Origin of the sequence: Hydrogenophaga sp. (assembly GCF_018780385.1) — a bacterium.
In the GTDB taxonomy this organism is placed as follows: Bacteria; Pseudomonadota; Gammaproteobacteria; order Burkholderiales; family Burkholderiaceae_C; genus Hydrogenophaga.
On the sequence record NZ_JADMJO010000024.1, the window covers coordinates 22,978 to 38,802 of the forward strand.

General features: G+C 64.9%; 16 protein-coding genes. 4 read left to right on the top strand and 12 right to left on the bottom strand.

Annotated features, from left to right (window positions below; translation table 11 throughout):
- The first annotated feature begins 1 nt into the window (after window position 1).
- Window positions 2-454, top strand: a complete 453-nt coding sequence (locus IV113_RS10740) for a universal stress protein (protein ID WP_291084336.1) — start codon at window positions 2-4, stop codon at window positions 452-454.
- Between the two features lie 15 nt (window positions 455-469).
- Here IV113_RS10740 and IV113_RS10745 read toward each other — a convergent pair whose 3' ends face one another.
- Window positions 470-1,099 carry a TetR/AcrR family transcriptional regulator gene (locus IV113_RS10745; protein WP_291084339.1) on the bottom strand — a complete coding sequence of 210 codons (630 nt, stop codon included), beginning with the start codon at window positions 1,097-1,099 and terminating at the stop codon, window positions 470-472.
- Window positions 1,100-1,149: 50 nt separating this feature from the next.
- Between IV113_RS10745 and IV113_RS10750 the strand changes: the two genes are divergently transcribed.
- Window positions 1,150-2,274 carry a DUF2855 family protein gene (locus IV113_RS10750; protein ID WP_291084342.1) on the top strand — a complete coding sequence of 375 codons (1,125 nt, stop codon included), beginning with the start codon at window positions 1,150-1,152 and terminating at the stop codon, window positions 2,272-2,274.
- Between the two features lie 163 nt (window positions 2,275-2,437).
- Here IV113_RS10750 and IV113_RS10755 read toward each other — a convergent pair whose 3' ends face one another.
- From IV113_RS10755 to IV113_RS10770, 4 genes are all read right to left on the bottom strand, one after another.
- Window positions 2,438-3,823 carry a hypothetical protein gene (locus IV113_RS10755; RefSeq protein ID WP_291084345.1) on the bottom strand — a complete coding sequence of 462 codons (1,386 nt, stop codon included), beginning with the start codon at window positions 3,821-3,823 and terminating at the stop codon, window positions 2,438-2,440.
- Between the two features lie 164 nt (window positions 3,824-3,987).
- Entirely contained in the window at window positions 3,988-5,373 is a 1,386-nt protein-coding gene (locus IV113_RS10760) for a hypothetical protein (RefSeq protein ID WP_291084348.1), read from the bottom strand.
- A gap of 30 nt (window positions 5,374-5,403) precedes the next feature.
- Complete coding sequence (locus IV113_RS10765; protein WP_291084351.1) at window positions 5,404-6,789, bottom strand: hypothetical protein; 1,386 nt, start codon at window positions 6,787-6,789, stop codon at window positions 5,404-5,406.
- Between the two features lie 75 nt (window positions 6,790-6,864).
- Complete coding sequence (locus tag IV113_RS10770) at window positions 6,865-7,740, bottom strand: YihY/virulence factor BrkB family protein (protein WP_291084354.1); 876 nt, start codon at window positions 7,738-7,740, stop codon at window positions 6,865-6,867.
- Window positions 7,741-7,936: 196 nt separating this feature from the next.
- Here IV113_RS10770 and IV113_RS10775 point away from each other — a divergent pair, with 196 nt between their 5' ends.
- A complete protein-coding gene (locus tag IV113_RS10775) occupies window positions 7,937-8,632 on the top strand; it encodes a hypothetical protein (RefSeq protein WP_291084356.1) in 696 nt (231 codons plus the stop codon).
- Window positions 8,633-8,653: 21 nt separating this feature from the next.
- Here the strand turns inward: IV113_RS10775 and IV113_RS10780 are convergent, their stop codons facing one another.
- The 7 genes from IV113_RS10780 to IV113_RS10810 form a co-directional block, all read right to left on the bottom strand.
- Window positions 8,654-9,244, bottom strand: a complete 591-nt coding sequence (locus IV113_RS10780) for an Hpt domain-containing protein (protein WP_291084359.1) — start codon at window positions 9,242-9,244, stop codon at window positions 8,654-8,656.
- A gap of 31 nt (window positions 9,245-9,275) precedes the next feature.
- Window positions 9,276-10,367 carry a chemotaxis response regulator protein-glutamate methylesterase gene (locus tag IV113_RS10785; protein WP_291084362.1) on the bottom strand — a complete coding sequence of 364 codons (1,092 nt, stop codon included), beginning with the start codon at window positions 10,365-10,367 and terminating at the stop codon, window positions 9,276-9,278.
- A gap of 13 nt (window positions 10,368-10,380) precedes the next feature.
- Window positions 10,381-11,010, bottom strand: a complete 630-nt coding sequence (gene cheD, locus IV113_RS10790) for a chemoreceptor glutamine deamidase CheD (protein WP_291084365.1) — start codon at window positions 11,008-11,010, stop codon at window positions 10,381-10,383.
- A 95-nt stretch (window positions 11,011-11,105) separates the two neighbouring features.
- Window positions 11,106-11,996, bottom strand: a complete 891-nt coding sequence (locus tag IV113_RS10795) for a CheR family methyltransferase (RefSeq protein ID WP_291084368.1) — start codon at window positions 11,994-11,996, stop codon at window positions 11,106-11,108.
- Between the two features lie 61 nt (window positions 11,997-12,057).
- Window positions 12,058-14,187 carry a chemotaxis protein CheW gene (locus IV113_RS10800; RefSeq protein ID WP_291084371.1) on the bottom strand — a complete coding sequence of 710 codons (2,130 nt, stop codon included), beginning with the start codon at window positions 14,185-14,187 and terminating at the stop codon, window positions 12,058-12,060.
- Window positions 14,188-14,223: 36 nt separating this feature from the next.
- On the bottom strand, window positions 14,224-14,586 hold the full coding sequence (locus tag IV113_RS10805) for a response regulator (RefSeq protein ID WP_056268669.1): 363 nt from the start codon (window positions 14,584-14,586) through the stop codon (window positions 14,224-14,226).
- Between the two features lie 68 nt (window positions 14,587-14,654).
- Window positions 14,655-15,098, bottom strand: coding sequence for a hypothetical protein (locus IV113_RS10810; RefSeq protein ID WP_291084375.1), 444 nt, complete (start codon window positions 15,096-15,098; stop codon window positions 14,655-14,657).
- Window positions 15,099-15,274: 176 nt separating this feature from the next.
- On the opposite strand from IV113_RS10810, the gene IV113_RS10815 reads away from it, so the two are divergent.
- On the top strand, window positions 15,275-15,825 hold a 551-nt coding region (locus IV113_RS10815; protein ID WP_291084378.1), incomplete at its 3' end, for a response regulator.

Consider the following 15,825-nt stretch of genomic DNA (forward strand, 5'->3'; position numbering starts at 1 on the left):
CATGATCAAGTACCTCATTCCCGTCGACGGCTCTGACCAGTCCATGCACGCCGCCTACCATGCCATGCGCCTGGTCAGCGCGGGTCTGAAAGCCCGCTTCGTGGTGGCCAATGTGCAGGAAGCGCCCAACCTCTATGAACTCGTGGTGGCACACGATCCCGACGTGCTGCACGAGGTGAGCGATGCGGCCGGGCACGATCTGGTCCGCCCCGCTGTGGCCCTGCTCACTTCTGCAAGCCAGCTGGTGGAGGAAGTTGTGGCCAGCGGTGACCCGGCCCACGCCTTGGTCGAGCTGGTGGAGAGTCATGAGTGCGACGCGGTGATCATGAGCGCCCACGGCAGTGGTGAAAGCGAGCGTGGCCTGGGTTCGGTGGCGCAGCACATGGTGCAGCACTGCGCCGTGCCGGTCACCATCGTGCGGCCCGCCCCCACCGAGCCGTCAGACGCGTCCTGAAAAGGCTCGCAACGGTCAGTGCGCCGGCAGGTGCATGGAAACCCGCGCGATCACCATCGCTTCCATTTCGACGACCCATTCGCCGCTGCCGCTGTCGGACTGCACCAGCAGCCGATAGCGGCGGCCGCCCCAGGCGGCGGTCAGCAGTGCATGGATCGTGGCGGATGAGAGTGGCGGTTGCAGATCCCTGCAGGCCACGAAGGCCTGTTCCCAACGGTCAGCGAGTTCGTCGTACACACGGCGGTGGTGCTTGGGCTCCGCCACGCGGTGCTCAAGCATCAGCATCTCATGGTCGACCGCGGGCAGGCCATCGAGCCGCGTGTCGCAGGTGATGCGCACCAGGCGCTTCACGCGCTCTTGCCAGGCGATGTCTGAAGGTGCGATGACCTCCGCATCAAGCCGGGCGAGCAGCGCATCGACGCAATGCCGAACATATCCCGAGAGCAGCGCTTCCTTGTCTGGAAAGTAGTCGTACAGCGTGCCGACCGCAATGCCGGTTTCCAGCGCCACGGCGCGCGTGGTCACGCCCTCCCAGCCGTGCGCGTTCCAAATCCGAACAAAGGCGTCGTAGATTGCCTGCACGGTGAACTTGCTGCGTGCCTGCGTGGGGCGTTTCAGCGGCTTGGAGCGGGGTGCGTCGGGCATTGGCGGGTTTTCCGAACCCGCGTTGATGCGGGTCGCCATACAGTTATCGAATGAACAACACATTCACTTTAACCCGCCTTGAAACGCGGAAAAACGCCCTCGGCACCACCCGTGTCGTGACCACGCAAGACAACGCCGCGCTGCAGCCCGGCGAGGTGCTGATGAAGATCGACCGCTTCGCGCTCACCACCAACAACATCACCTACGCCGCCTTTGGCGATGCACAGTTGAAGTACTGGTCGTTCTTCCCGACCGGCGATGCCGACTGGGGCCACATGCCGGTGTGGGGCTTTGCCGACGTGGTGGCATCAACGGTGGAGGGTGTCGAAGTCGGCGAACGTTTCTACGGTTACTTTCCGATCTCGAGCCACTTCCGCATGCAGCCGGTGCGCGTGACACCACGCGGCTTCTACGACGGTGCGCCGCACCGCGCCGAACTGGTCTCCGCCTACAACCAGTACATGCGCTGCAGCAACGACACGGGCTACTCGGCGGCGCTGGAGGACTACCAGATGCTGGTGCGCCCGCTCTTCATCACCTCGTTCATGCTCGCCGACTTCCTGGAGGACAACGGCTTCTTCGGCGCGAAGCAGATCGTGGTGTCGAGCGCGTCCAGCAAGACCGCCTTCGGCACCGCCTTCTGCCTCGATGCACGCGACGGCCTCACGCTGATCGGCGCGACCTCGGCGGGCAATCGCGCCTTTGTTGAAGGCCTCGGCTGCTACGACCGCGCGGTTGACTACGCCGAGGTGACTGCGCTGCAGACGGACGTGCCGACGTTGTATGTCGACTTCGCGGGCAACGATGCGTTTCGCGCCACCGTGCACCATCACTTCGGGGATGCGCTGGTGTACGACTGCTATGCCGGGTCGGCGCAGAACACCGCCTTCCTGAGCCAGACCAGGCTGCCCGGCCCGGAGCCAGCGTTCTACTTCGCGCCCGTGCAGATCCGCAAGCGCAACGCCGACTGGGGTCCGCAAGAGGTGAACCGCCGTTTCAACGAGGCGCAAGGAAAGTTCATTGCGATGCTGGCCACGCCCGGCAACCGCTGGATGGCGCTCGCGCAGGGCAATGGTTTTGCGCATGCACAGGCGGTGATCGCCGACCTGCATGCGGGCAAGGTCGATCCGCAAGAGGCGCATGTGGTGCGGATCGGAGAACGGTTGGGCGAGTGAGCTGTTGAATACGGCGCCACTCAGTCGGCGTACCCAGCTGGCAGGAAGTTATGAACAGTTGCGTCAGACGGATCCGGTCGCCTGCCAGCAGATCGCAGGCCATGGCCGGTCTGCGGTGGCGGACGCAGTCTCTTCGATGGGGTTGCCGGTGAGCGCGCGGTGCTCAGTGCCCGTAACCCGATGGCAGAAAGTTCAGGCGGTTGAAGTCTTTGGCATAGGCGATGACCGCCTGCTTGTCTTCAGGCAACAAATCGGCGTGATGCAGCAGCAGCGTGTTGAGCAATTCCAGGCAGCTGACCTGGTTGTTGGTCCGCATGCAGTTCAAGGCGGCTTCTCGCAGGGCTGCACTGCGCAGCTTCACCGCGCCCTGGTAGGTGGACTTGCAGATCAGGGTCATCACGGCGCCGCCCAGCGCGCGCTCGGCCGGCGTCGACGCGACGTATTGGGCCAACTTTTTCCCCAGTTCCGCGGGGACCCTGAGCGAGAGCAGGAAAGCCTCTGCCGCACCCTGCACGAACTCTTGCGAGAACCAGTAGCGCTGGCGCTGATTTCTGCGCACGGGCGCGGGCATCTGGTTGCCGAACGGCCCCAGGGGCGCCATCGAGATCAGCCCATGGTTGCTGTCCAGACCGATGGTCAATGGCGTCAGATCCTCCTCCATGTACATCCGGATGCCTGGCACACAAAGCGCTTCCAAGGTGACGTTGCTCATCAGGCACTGGCCCAAGTGGTTGATGAAGTGCTGGTTGAAGGCAGCGTTGTGCGCATCCCGCACATCCAGGGTCAACCTCGTCAGCTGAATCTGGTTGTTCATGAGCTGGTCCAGCAGCAGGGCTGGGTCGTGCTGTGACTGGTACCCACCATCGTCAGGAGACGGGGGAGCCATATGGCTTGCCAGGGACAGATCGGTGATGTGCGGGTTGCGCACGAGAAGCTGGGTGATGGTGGCGAAATTGAGCAGGCTTTCCCGCACAGCCAGACTCACGCTCTTGAGAGGAGTCCAGGCGGCCAGCGCGGACAGCATCTGGTTCATCGGCGATGCGGCGCCGGGCATGACGATGGTTTCCTGCCAACGCAGGGCCTGAATGGTCGCCGCCTGACGGGGAAACTCGACATGCTCGTTGGCGAAGGTGCAATCCGAGAAGGTCAGTGAGGTGAGTGTGCAGGTCGGGTCGGCCAGCGCGGTCTGCAGCAGGGTGCAGCAGGCCGCCGACAGCACGGCCCGTTGCACGGTGAGTTTGTTGAGACAGGGCACCATGCTGATGTGCTGCAGCAGGTATTCGAGGAGTCCGTCGTGCAGGGGGGCCACTTGGTTCGCCGCATCGATCACGCACAGTGTCAGCGCACGTCCCTGGGTCATCCAGATGAGTTCGATCAGCAGGGCGGGCTCATTGGCCTGGACGAGCTTGTACGACAGCGTGTCGAACACCGGTGGGGCGGAGTTGTCGAGGAAGGCCACCACTTCAAGATCGTTCATTGGAGGCTGGTGGTGCAGGATGAGTGAGCGGCGGTGGGGTGTGGCCAGGATGGAGTCGTTGGAGCGTTTCATGGGGGTTCCTAGGAGCGGAGTTGCTCGGAGCTGCTTGGAGTGGTCGGACCGGCGGCGTGGTTCCACGGCTGGGCGATCGCGCCCCAGGTGGCCACCGCAGCCGGCCGCCGGTTTGCGGTGGCGGGCGCAGGCGCTTGGATGGATGGCCGGTGAGGGCGCGGTGCTCAGTGTCCGTAGCCGGGCGGCAGGAAGTTCAGTCGGTTGCGCCTGTGGGCGTACTCGATGACCTGTCGCTTGTCGTCGGGCAGAAAATTCAGTTGGGGGTGTTGCAGCAGCGCGTTGAGCAGTTCCAGGCAACGCGGCCGCTCGTTGGTCCGGATGTAGATCAGGGCGGCTTCCCTGAGGCCCGCACTGCGCAGCTTCACCGCGCTCTGGTGGGTGGACTTGCAGACCAGCGCCATCAAGGCGCCGCTGTAGGCGCGTTCGGCCGGCGTGGGTGCCAGGTGCTGGGCCACCATGGCTTTGAGGTCCGTGGGCAGCACGGTCAGGCGCAGGAAAGCCTCGGCCGCGCCGAGCACGAAGTCTTGCGTGAACCACCAGCGCTGGCGCTGGTTCCTGCGCACGGTGGGTGGCACCTGGTCGTTGAAAGCTTCCAGCGGCCCCAGTGCGATCAGCGAGTGGTTGATGTTCAGGCTGGCGTTGAACTGGTCCTGGGTCGCTTGCGCGCACATCTGGATGCCGGGCACCTCCAGCGACTCCAGCGTGGTGTTGGCCGCCAGGCACTGGCTCAGGCACTGCAGGAAGTGCTGGTTGAACGCGTCGTTGTGCGCATCCATCACATGCAGGGTCAGGCGCTTCAGGGGGGCCTGGTCGTTCCGGAGCAGGTTCAGCAACAGGGCCGGGTCCTGCTGGGGTTGGTACGCAGGATCGCCCGGTGCCGCGGGCGCGGTGTGGCACATCAGGTACAGGAGGTTGATCCTCGGGTTGTGCACGAGCAGCTGGGTGATCACGGCGAAATTGAGCGGCTCTTCCCGTTTGACCAGCCGCAAGATGTCCAGCCCGCTCCAACCGGGCAGGGCGCTCAGCATCTGGTCCATCGGCGCTGCGGCGCCGTGCACCACGGTCTCGATCCATTCGAGCGTGTGGATGGTCGTGGCGTGCAGGGGAAACTGCACCTGCGCGTTGGCAAAGCTGCAGTTCATGAAGGTCAACGAGCTGAGGGTGCAGGTGGGGTCTGCCAGCGCGGTCTGCAACAGGGCGCAGCAGGCGGGCGACAGCACGGCCATCTGCACCGTGAGCGAGGTGATGCAGGGCACCTGATCGATGTTCTGCAACAGGTACTCGAGCATGCCGTCGGGCAGGGCAACCGTGGCTTCCAGGATGTCGCTGCTGCGCAGTGACACCGCGTTGCGCTGGGTCACCCAGATGAGTTCGAGCATCAGCGCAGGCTCGTTGGCCTGGATGAGTTGGCCCATCAGCCCTTCATAGAAAGGCTTGCGTGTGTTGTCCAGGAAGGCCACCACATCCGGATCGTTCAGCAGCTCGTGGTGGTGCAGGATGAGCGAGCGGCGCTTGGGGTTGGCGACGATGGAGGCGTTGGAGCGTTTCATGCGAGTTTCCGGTGGTTCAATCAGGGCTGCTCAGTGCGCGTAGCCGGGCGGCAGGAAGTCCAGCCGGTTGTAATGCTTGGCGTACTCCACCAACTCCTGCTTGTCCGCGGGCAGCAAATCCATCTTGTGCTGCACCAGTGCGCCGAGCAGCAGCCGGCAGCGGGTGGAGTCGTTGCTGTGGATGTAGGTCTTGGCGGCTTCCCTCAGGCCCGCACTGCGCATGTTCACCGCGCTCTCGTGGGTGGACTTGCAGATCAGGCTCATCAAGGCGCCGCCCAGCGCACTCTCGGCCGGCGTGGGCGCAAGGTATTGAGCCATCTGTTTGCCGATCTCTGCGGGCACCTGGAACAGGCGCAAAAAGGCCTCTGCTGCGCCCAGCACGAATCCGGATGTGAACCAGTAGCGCTGTTGATCGTTTCTGCGCACAGGCGGCGGCATCTGATTGCCGAATGGACCCAGCGGCCACAGAGAAATCAGCCCGTGGTTGCTGTCCAGGCTGGTGCGAAACTGCATCACAGCCGCCGGCGTGCACATCTGGATGCCCGGCACCCGGAGCCACTCCAGCGTGACGTTGCTCATCAGGCACTGACCCAGGCGCTGGATGAAGTGCTGGTTGAAGGCTGCGTTCCTCCCATCCCGCACGTCAACCTCCAGCTTCGTCAGGCGGACCTGGTTGTTCATCAGCGAATCCAGCAGCAGGGCCGGGTCCTGCTGGGGTTGATAGGCAGGATCGCCTGGAGGCAGGGGCGCAATTTCGCACTCCAGCGACAGGTCGATGACATTCGGGTTGTGCACGAGCATCTGGGTGATCGTGGCGAAGTTGAGCTGGTTTTCCTGCACGAAAAGGCTCACGCTTTTGAGCTGGTGCCAGCCGGGCAGTGCAGACAGCATCTGGTCCATCGGCGACAGGGCGCCGGGCATGGCGAGGTTCTGATACCAATGGAGCGACTGGACCGTGGCCGCCTGGAGAGGAAACTGGACGTGCGCATCAGCAAAGCTGCAATCCAGGAATCTGAGTGCGGTGAGCGTGCAGGTCGGGTCGGCCAACACCGTCTGCATCAGGGTGCACGAGGCCGTTGAGAGCACCTCCCGCTGAACGATGAACAGATGGACACAAGGTATCTGGTCCATGTGCTGCAGCAGGTAATCCAGCAGGCCGTCGGGCAGAGGGACCGCCTGGTAACGCTCATTGAACATGCACAGTGACAAGGTGTTGCTCTGTGTCGTCCAGACGAGTTCGATCAGCAGTTCCGGCTCGTTGGCATTGATGAGTTTTTTCACCAGTGTGCCGAACATGGGCGCGGCCGTGTTGTCAAGAAAGGCCACCACCTCCGGATCGTTCAGCAGAGCGTGGTTGTGCCTGATCAGCGAGCGGCGGTTGGGCGTGGCAACAATGGCGGCGTTGGAACGTTTCATGGAGACTTTCAGGTGGTGGATGGCACCCGTGAGTCACTCCAACGCAGAACAGGTTGCGCTCCCCCGCGATCGACACTAGGGCGTGAGCGGGGGTGGGTGCTTCCACCCCTTGAGCGAGCCATGCTGGTGGGCGTACACGCTGGTGAATTCGGCACCCAGCAGGAACACCTGGGCCGAGTAATACACCCACAACAGCAGCACCACGATGGACGCTGCCGCGCCGAACACCGAGGCCACACCGCTGCGCCCGATGTACTGGCCGATCAGCTCCTTGCCCACGGTGAACAGCAACGCGGTGATGGCCGCGCCCATCCACACGTCGCGCCAGGCCACGGGCACCCGCGGCATCCACTTGTAGATCATGGCGAACACGGTGGTGACGAACAGGTAGCTCAACCCGAAGTTGATCGCGTCGGCGATGAGCGCCAGTTCACCGAACCACGGCGCCCACCATTTGCCCAGCGCCGCCATGGCCGCGCTCAGCACGAGGGAGACCATGAGCAGGAAGCCGATGCCCAGCACCATGGTGGCGGAGAGCAGGCGCACGCGCAGAAAGCGAAGCACGCCGCCGCCCTCGGGGTGCGGGGGCGCGCGCCAGATGCGGTCCATCGCGTCCTGCAGTTCGGCAAACACGGTGGTCGCCCCGGCCACCACCACCGCCACGCCCACCACCATGCCCCACACGCCCGCTCGCGGGCGGTTCAGGCCTTGCAGCAGCGAGTCCACCGCCACCGCGCTGTCGGTGCCCACCAGCTGGGTCAGCTGCGCCAGGATTTCGCCACGCGCTGCCGGCTCGCCAAACAACAGGCCGGCCACCGAGATCACGATCAGCAGCAGCGGAGCGATGGAGAACAGCGTGTAGAACGCGAGCGCTGCGCCCATGCTGGGCGCATAGTCGTCCAGCCAGGCGTTCACGGTGTCGCGGATCAGGTCCCGGGCGGTGTTCAGCATGGCGTCGAATGGGGGGAGAAGTTCATCCGGAGCATTCTGGTGGTCGATCGATCCTGGAGATGTTCGCTGGCGCACGGTTGAGCGGGTGGGGTACGGAAAATTCCGAAAAGAAGACTCAAGTCCGCCTCAAGACCGCCGATAGAGAGCCAAGAACACCGGGCATGTTTGCGCTCGGTGGCCACCCGAAGGGTCCGCCATGATCAACATTTCCACCTCCAGCCCCGTGTCCTGGTCGACGCCGCCGTCCGCCGCCGTGGCGCCGGTCACGGCCACACCGGCGGTCAAGCCCGTGCAGGCCGGTGGGCGTGAGGCGCAGGCCGACGTGGAGTCCCGACGCGAAGCCCGACGACCGCTGGCCCGGGTGGATGACGAGCCGAGCCCGACCACCCCCCTGCTGCCCCGGCCAGCCGCGACCGATCCCCCCAGCCAGGTCGCGGCCCAGGCCCTGCAACAAGCCGTCGCGCAGCGCGCGGAGCAGGCGCTGAAAAAGGCAGAAGCCGACAAGGCGAGCCACAGCAGAGCCATGGACCGGTTGCAGGAAGTGCTCTCCAACATGTGGGCGGCCAGTGCCGCGGTGGTGGAGCAGGCACTGGGTGTCGAACCGAAGGGCGAGGCGCTGCCCGGCAACCAGAGCGACACCGCGCCCGACCTCTCGGCCGTGGCCGCCTCCACCCTGTCACGCCGCCTGTTGCCGCAGCCAGGCGCTGCGCGCGACGCAGAGGCTGCCCCCGATGGCATGCGTTGGCCGGTGATGCCCGGCGACCCCGAAGAGGCCGCTGCACTGGACACGCCGCCCGAGGTGCCCGGTGGTGAAGTGATTGCCTACGACGAGCACGGCAACAGCAGCACGGCGCCGCTGGAAGCCGGCACCATCATCAGCGAGCGGGTCTGACGGACGGGAGGCTGTTGCGACTCAAACGGCCAGGGCGGGCGAATACCGCGGCAGGGCTTGCTGCGTGCGGGTCATGTCGACCAGCAACTGGTTGCCCAGTTCACGGCGCAGCACGGGGTTGTCCTCCTGGGCCAGGCGTTCGATCTGGGCCGATGTGCGCACCAGTGCCCGAAAGCCGAGCAACGTCGCAGAGCCCTTGAGCTTGTGCGCGTCTTGGGCGATCTGCGCCGGATCACCTGCAGCCAGGGACGCGACCAGCACATGCACGCGGCCTTCGGGTGGGTCAAACAACGTGTCCAACAATTCATCCAGGGTGGCGGGCGGCATCATCGAGACGATCTCGCTGTACGACTCCGTGTCGATCAGGCTGGCCGCGCTGGCTTTCGGTGCGTCCGGCGGGTGCATCGCGTCGGCGGGCTCAAGGTCTTGCAGCGGGGTGTGGAACACGCTCTTGACCAGATCGGCGGCTTCAGCTGGATCTCCGGCCGCTGCAAGCTCGTGGAGGGTGCGTTGGAGTTCGTCGATCAACGCCGCCTGGCGACGCAGGAGCAGCACCACCCACACCACGAGAACCGACACCGCGATCAGCAGCGCGACAGTGGGTTGGTGCACGGGAGATCTCTCGTCCAGACCGGGTTGGTCGTCAGATGCGGTGCCGCACACCCGCCGGCGCGCTGGCCAGGCGGGCGAGCACGGCCGCTGCGATCTGCGAGAGCGGCAGCACCTCGTGCGCCGCGCCATATTGAATGGCCATGCGGGGCATGCCGAAGACAACGCAACTGGCTTCATCCTGCACGTAGTTGTAGCTGCCGGCGTCTTTCATCTCGCGCATGGCCTGTGCGCCGTCGGCGCCCATGCCGGTGAGCATGATGCCCAGCGCGTTCGGGCCGAGCACGCGCGCGGCCGACTTGAACAGCACCTCCACCGAAGGGCGGTGGCGGTTGACGGGTTCGGTGTCTTCCACCACGGCCACGTAGTTGGAGCCGCTGCGGTCGATGCGCAGGTGGTGCCCCCCGGGGGCGATGTAGGCATGGCCGGGCAGGATGCGCTGGCCGTGCTGGGCTTCCTGCACGCGAATGCGGCACAGTGTGTTGAGCCGGTTGGCAAAGCTGGTGGTGAAGCCTGGCGGCATGTGCTGGGTGATCACGATGGCCGGCGCGTCGGCCGGCATGGGCATGAGCACTTCGCGGATGGCTTCGGTGCCACCGGTGGAGGCGCCAATGCAGATGATCTTTTCGGTGGACACGCGTGGCAGCGCGGCGCGCGGCGGCTCGGCCGCACCGCCGCCGGCGGGGACCGCGCCGGCGGCGGGCGCGGGCGGCAGTCGCTTGACGTGGGCCGAGGCCGCCACGCGGATCTTGTCCACGATGTCGCCGGCCAGCTCCTGCAAACCACTGCTCACGCCGATGCGCGGCTTGGCCACAAAGTCCACGGCGCCCATTTCCAACGCGCGCAGCGTGGTCTCGGCGCCCTGTTCGGTCAGGGTGGAGACCATCACCACCGGCATCGGCCGCAGGCGCATCAGGCGCGAGAGAAACTCCAGCCCGTCCATGCGCGGCATCTCCACGTCCAGCGTGATCACGTCCGGGTTGAGTTCACGGATCATCTCGCGCGCCACCAGCGGATCGGCCGCGGCGCCCACGCAGGTCATGTCGGCCTGGCGGTTGATGATTTCGGTGAGCAGGCTGCGCACCAGGGCGGAATCGTCCACCACCACCACTTTGATTTTTGCCATGTCTTGTTTTCCCTTAGAACAGATCAACGGAGCCGCCAGCCGTGGCCTTGGCCACCACCGACGCGCTGCTCCTGCGTTCCTGGGTTTCCAGTGTTTCGGGGTGCGAATGGGCCAGTCGCTTGACCATGGCCTTGCCGGTGGCCGGGAAGTAGCAGACCTTGCGCGGGTGGATGTCCAGCACGTCCTTGGAAATCACGGCGATGCGCTCGGTCTGCAGGTAGTCCAGCACGAACTGCGTGTTGCGCTCGCCCACGTTCATGGTGGTGAAGGTGTGCATCACCTGGCCACCGCCAAACACCTTGGCCTGCATGGTCTCGCGCCGGGCGCCGAGCTTCATCATCTCGTTGATCAGGAGTTCCATGGCAAACGAGCCATAGCGCCCGCCCGCTTCATTGCCGCCGTCGGGCAGCATGAAATGGTTCATGCCGCCGACACGCGCGCGCGGGTCGTAGATGCAGGCGGCGATGCAGGAGCCCAGCACCGTCATCACCATCATGTCGTCGGTGGTCACGAAGTACTCGCCGGGCAGCACCTTCACCGAGTCCTGGTGGAAATGGTGGTCGTGGTAGAAAAAACTCGCCTCGCCCGGCTTGCTCTTGCGCGCCTTGAGCTGGTTGAGTGTGGAGATAGGAGCGGCGATCATGTCAGCGCCGCCCGGCCGCCCGAAGGCGCTGAACCACCCCCTCAGGGGGCAGCGATACGTGAAACGATGAGCGTGGGGGAGTCATGGTTTTGCCTTCAAAGGCGTTCATAGACCGTCTTTCCGCGCAGCGTGAACAGGCTGCGGGCGTCGCTGAAGTTCTCGGCGTGGCCCACGAACAGCATGCCACCGGGCTTCATGACGCGGTGGATGCGCTCGAGCACCTGGCGCTGTGTGGCGGCGTCGAAATAGATCATCACGTTGCGGCAGAACACCACATCGAAGGGTTCACGGAACGGCAGATCGTGGATCAGGTTGACGGTCTGGAACGACATGTTCTTCTGCAGCTCGGGCTTCACGCGCATGAAGCCTTCGTTGCTGCCTTTGCCCCGCATGAAGAAGCGTTGCATGCGCTCCGGGCTCAGGCCCTTGGTGCCGTCGGCCTTGTACACACCGCGCTGCGCGGTGGCCAGCACCTTGGTGTCGATGTCGCTGTTGACGATCTCGAACGAACCGCCGGCGCCCAGGCCCTCGGAGGCGGTCATGGCGATCGAGTACGGCTCTTCGCCGGTGGAGGCCGCCGAACACCAGATGCGCCACTTCTGCGAGCGCTTGGCGGCAAACATCTGCGCCAGGATTTCGAAGTGGTGTTGCTCGCGGAAGAACGCCGTGAGGTTGGTGGTCAGCGCGTTGATGAACTCCTGCCACTCGGCACCGTCGTGGTGTTCGAGCCAGTCCAGGTAGGTCTTGAAACTGTCGTGGCCGGTTTCGCGCAGGCGGCGCGAGACGCGGCTGTAGACCATGGCGTGCTTGCCGTCGTGCAGGCTGATGCCGGCCTTCTTGTAGATCAACGCCTTGATGCGCGAGAAGTCGGCGTCGGACCAGACGAACTCACGGCCCTCGGTCAGCGGTCCGTCTTCGGGCGCCGCCGCGCGAGGCGCCGGCACCGGACGCGCGATGCGTTGAGGGGAGGGGGTCTGCTGCAGCATCGGGTGTCCTGACCGGTAGGGGACTGGGCGCGCCAGGCGCGCGGGATATTCGTCGAAAGAGTCAGTGCCGCGAGCGGCGCACCAGACTCGATGTGTCCAGGATCAGTGCGACCTTGCCATCGCCCAGGATGGTCGCGCCCGAGATGTTGGGCACGCGGCGGTAGTTCGACTCCAGGTTCTTGATCACCACCTGTTGCTGACCGAGCAGCTCATCGACCATGAGCGCCGAGCGCGTTCCGTCGGCTTCGACCACGACCATGATCGGGCTGGCACCGCTGTGCTCGAAGCGCGGCACGTCAAACACCTTCTCCAGTTCGATCACCGGCATGTATTCGTCGCGCACCTTGACCACCTGCGCGCCTTGCGCCAGGGTGTTGATGTCGTTCGGCTTGATCTGGAACGATTCGATCACGCTGGACAGCGGCAGGATGTAGACCTCTTCGCTGACGCGCACCGACATGCCGTCCATGATGGCCAGGGTGAGGGGAAGGCGCACCGAGACGCGCATGCCGTAGCCTTCGGCCGAATCGATTTCCACCGTGCCGTTGAGCGCGGTGATGTTTTTCTTGACCACGTCCATGCCCACGCCACGGCCGGACACGTCGGTCACTTCGTCGGCGGTGGAGAAGCCGGGCGCGAAGATCAGGTTCCACACCTCGGTGTCGGTCATCGAGTCGGGTGCGTCGATGCCCTTTTCGCGCGCCTTGGTCAGCAGCTTCTCGCGCGAGAGGCCCTTGCCGTCGTCGCGCACCTCGATCAGGATCGAGCCGCCTTCGTGTGTGGCCGACAGCGTGATCGTGCCGTGCTCGGACTTGCCCCTGGCGCGGCGGTCTTCGGGCATTTCGATGCCGTGGTCGCAGCTGTTGCGGATCAGGTGGGTCAGCGGATCGGTGATCTTCTCCACCAGACCCTTGTCGAGTTCGGTGGATTCGCCTTGTGTGACCAGCTCGACCTTCTTGCCCAGCTTGCTCGCGAGGTCGCGCAGCATGCGGGGGAAGCGGTTGAACACCACCGACATCGGGATCATGCGTATCGACATCACCGCTTCCTGCAGGTCGCGGGTGTTGCGGTCAAGGTCGGCGAGACCTGCCAGCAAGGGCTGGTTGGCGCCGTCGTCGAGCTCGCGGCTCTTTTGCGCCAGCATGGCCTGGGTGATGACGAGTTCACCCACCAGGTTGATGAGTTGGTCCACCTTGCTGACCGAGACGCGCAGCGTGCTCGACTCCATCGCGGCGGGTGCGGCGGGGCGGGCTTCGGCCTTCGGTGCCGGGGTGGCGACGGGATGGGCGGCGCCGTCGCGTGCGGCGATCGCCGCTTGTGCGGCGGCGGCCACGGCGTGGGCCGGCACACCCGGCGCGCCTTCGAAGAAACCGAAGTCCTGGCCGTCGGCCAGGGCTGGCGCGGTCGGCACCGGCGCGTCCTCGGCAGGGGCTGCGCAGTCGACGATGCGAATCTCTTCCTTGCTCACATGGAAGGTGAAGAGGTCCATCAAGTCGGCGTCGGACGAGGTGGTGGTGGCGCGGTAGACGCGCTTGTTGGCCTGGTCGCAGGGCAGGGGCTCGATGGTGCCCAGGCCCGGGATGTCGCGGAAGAGTTCGGCCACACCGTCGGCCTGCGCCACGTTGTCCAGCGGGCCGATGTGGATCTCGAGTTCGCGGGTGGCTTTGACCACCGGCTTGTTGATCACGCGGGCCGCGGCGGGTGCGGGTGCTTCCACCACGGGGGCAGCCACCGCCGGTGCGGGTGCGTGGTCAGCGCCTTCGGCATCTTCGCCGTTGGCCAGCGCATAGATGCGGGTCACGAGGCCGCTCGTGACCGGCGTTTCGTTGCCTCGGCCCTGGTGGTGTCCGAGCTGCAGGCGCAGCGCATCGCTGGATTCGAGCAGCACGTCCACCATGGCGGCGGTCGGGTTGAGTTCGTGGCGGCGCAGCTTGTCCAGCAGCGACTCCATCTGGTGCGTGAGTTCGGCCACGTCGGCAAAGCCGAAGGTGGCCGCACCGCCCTTGATGGAATGGGCGCAGCGGAAGATCGCGTTGAGCTCCTCGTCGTCGGCCTTTTCCACGTCCAGCGCCAGCAGCATCTGCTCCATCGTGTCCAGGTTTTCGCCCGCTTCTTCAAAGAAGATCTGGTAGAACTGGCTCAGGTCAATGTCGTTGGCCAGGCTCTGACCTTCGTTCATCATTTCACCCATGTGGGGTCTCCTTGGCTGCTTGAGAGCGGCGCGTGTTTATCGGATGACTTTTTGAATGACTTCGATCAGCCGGCTGGGATCAAAGGGCTTGACCAGCCAACCGGTGGCGCCTGCACTGCGGCCCGCCTGCTTCATCTGGTCGCTGGACTCGGTGGTCAGGATCAGGATGGGCGTGGTCTTGAATTTGGGGTGCTCGCGCAGCTTGCGCGTGAGACTCAGCCCGTCCATGTTGGGCATGTTCTGGTCGGTGAGCACCAGATCGATGCTGTGGGTCTGGGCTTTCTCGAAAGCGTCCTGACCATCCACCGCTTCGACCACGTGGTAGCCCGCTCCGGTGAGGGTGAACGACACCATTTTTCTCATGGAAGCCGAGTCGTCTACGGCAAGAATGGATCGCATGGCTTACTCCGTGTTTCGGTCAAATATCGGCATATACCGAAGGGTCTTGAATCGGGGATTCGGGAAAATCAGAACAGGTCGATGGAACCGGCGTCCATCTCGCTTTGGGTCACCGGGCTGGGGCGTTCGGGCATGGGGTCCAGCCCCAGCGGTATCTCGCCCTCTTCGGGCTCCATGGCCTCTTCGGCCAGGCGCCAGGCACAGCTTTGCAGCACCTTGCCGGTGTGCACGATCAACTGGGTGGCCATGTCGTGGAACTGCAGTTCGGTCACGGCCTGGTGCAGGCTGGTGCGGATGGGGCCCAGTTCGCCCTGGCGGTTCTCCGGCAGCGCGCCCAGGGCTTCGTTGGCCGTGCCGAAGCGCTCCATCAAATTGGTGGTGGCGTGGTCGAGCAGGCCTTCCAGGCGCTGCAGGTCGGTCACCGCCATGAGCAGCGAGTCCTGGAGGTTGGCCACCAGGTTCACGGGCAGGGAGACGCACGGCGGGGGATGCTGCATCGTCAGTTGGTCCATGTTGTTGCTCGGGTAGGGCGAACGGAATAGGGTGGGCAGTACAATTTTCAGGGTCTGTAGGAAGCTGTATCGGCAGATAACCGGCCAAATTCAGCACCATTTCCCGTGTTGCCCCGTTGCTGCCACCCGCCACGGGCAACCCCGGCCGATCCCGACACCCCAACATTCCACCAGGCATGTCCGAGAACCTCGACAAACCACCGGTTCACATCCTGCATCTGGAGGATTCGCGCGTGGACCACGCGCTGGTGAAGTTCGCCCTGCAACGCAGCAAGCTGCGCAGCGAGGTGGTGCTGGTCGACACGATGGACGACTTCCGCCGTGAATTGATGAGCGGGCGCTTCGACGTGGTGCTGGCTGACTACCACCTGCCCGGCTTCACCGGCATGGACGCGTGGGACGTGGTGCGCGAAATGCGGATCGAGATTCCCTTCGTGATCCTCTCGGGCGCCATCGGCGAGACGGCGGCGGTGGACGCGATGCACCGCGGTGTGAGCGACTATTTGCTCAAGGACAGCATGCACCGCCTCTCGCACGTGATCGAGCGGGCGATCGAGGTGTCCGAGACGCGGCGCGAGCGCGCGCGGGCCGCCGATGAGCTGGCCGAATCGCGCCAGCGCCTGGCCGAGTTGGCCGAGCACCTGCAGACCAGCATCGAACAGGAGCGCGCCAACATCGCGCGCGAGATCCACGACGACATCGGCGGCGCGCTGGCGGCCGTCAAGCT

Coding starts and splice junctions, on each gene's coding strand:
- IV113_RS10740 (WP_291084336.1), top strand. CDS start 2: ATGATCAAGTACCTCATTCCCGTCGACGGCTCTGACCAGTCCATGCAC.
- IV113_RS10745 (WP_291084339.1), bottom strand. CDS start 1,099: ATGCCCGACGCACCCCGCTCCAAGCCGCTGAAACGCCCCACGCAGGCA.
- IV113_RS10750 (WP_291084342.1), top strand. CDS start 1,150: ATGAACAACACATTCACTTTAACCCGCCTTGAAACGCGGAAAAACGCC.
- IV113_RS10755 (WP_291084345.1), bottom strand. CDS start 3,823: ATGAAACGCTCCAACGACTCCATCCTGGCCACACCCCACCGCCGCTCA.
- IV113_RS10760 (WP_291084348.1), bottom strand. CDS start 5,373: ATGAAACGCTCCAACGCCTCCATCGTCGCCAACCCCAAGCGCCGCTCG.
- IV113_RS10765 (WP_291084351.1), bottom strand. CDS start 6,789: ATGAAACGTTCCAACGCCGCCATTGTTGCCACGCCCAACCGCCGCTCG.
- IV113_RS10770 (WP_291084354.1), bottom strand. CDS start 7,740: ATGCTGAACACCGCCCGGGACCTGATCCGCGACACCGTGAACGCCTGG.
- IV113_RS10775 (WP_291084356.1), top strand. CDS start 7,937: ATGATCAACATTTCCACCTCCAGCCCCGTGTCCTGGTCGACGCCGCCG.
- IV113_RS10785 (WP_291084362.1), bottom strand. CDS start 10,367: ATGGCAAAAATCAAAGTGGTGGTGGTGGACGATTCCGCCCTGGTGCGC.
- cheD (WP_291084365.1), bottom strand. CDS start 11,010: ATGATCGCCGCTCCTATCTCCACACTCAACCAGCTCAAGGCGCGCAAG.
- IV113_RS10795 (WP_291084368.1), bottom strand. CDS start 11,996: ATGCTGCAGCAGACCCCCTCCCCTCAACGCATCGCGCGTCCGGTGCCG.
- IV113_RS10800 (WP_291084371.1), bottom strand. CDS start 14,187: ATGGGTGAAATGATGAACGAAGGTCAGAGCCTGGCCAACGACATTGAC.
- IV113_RS10805 (WP_056268669.1), bottom strand. CDS start 14,586: ATGCGATCCATTCTTGCCGTAGACGACTCGGCTTCCATGAGAAAAATG.
- IV113_RS10810 (WP_291084375.1), bottom strand. CDS start 15,098: ATGGACCAACTGACGATGCAGCATCCCCCGCCGTGCGTCTCCCTGCCC.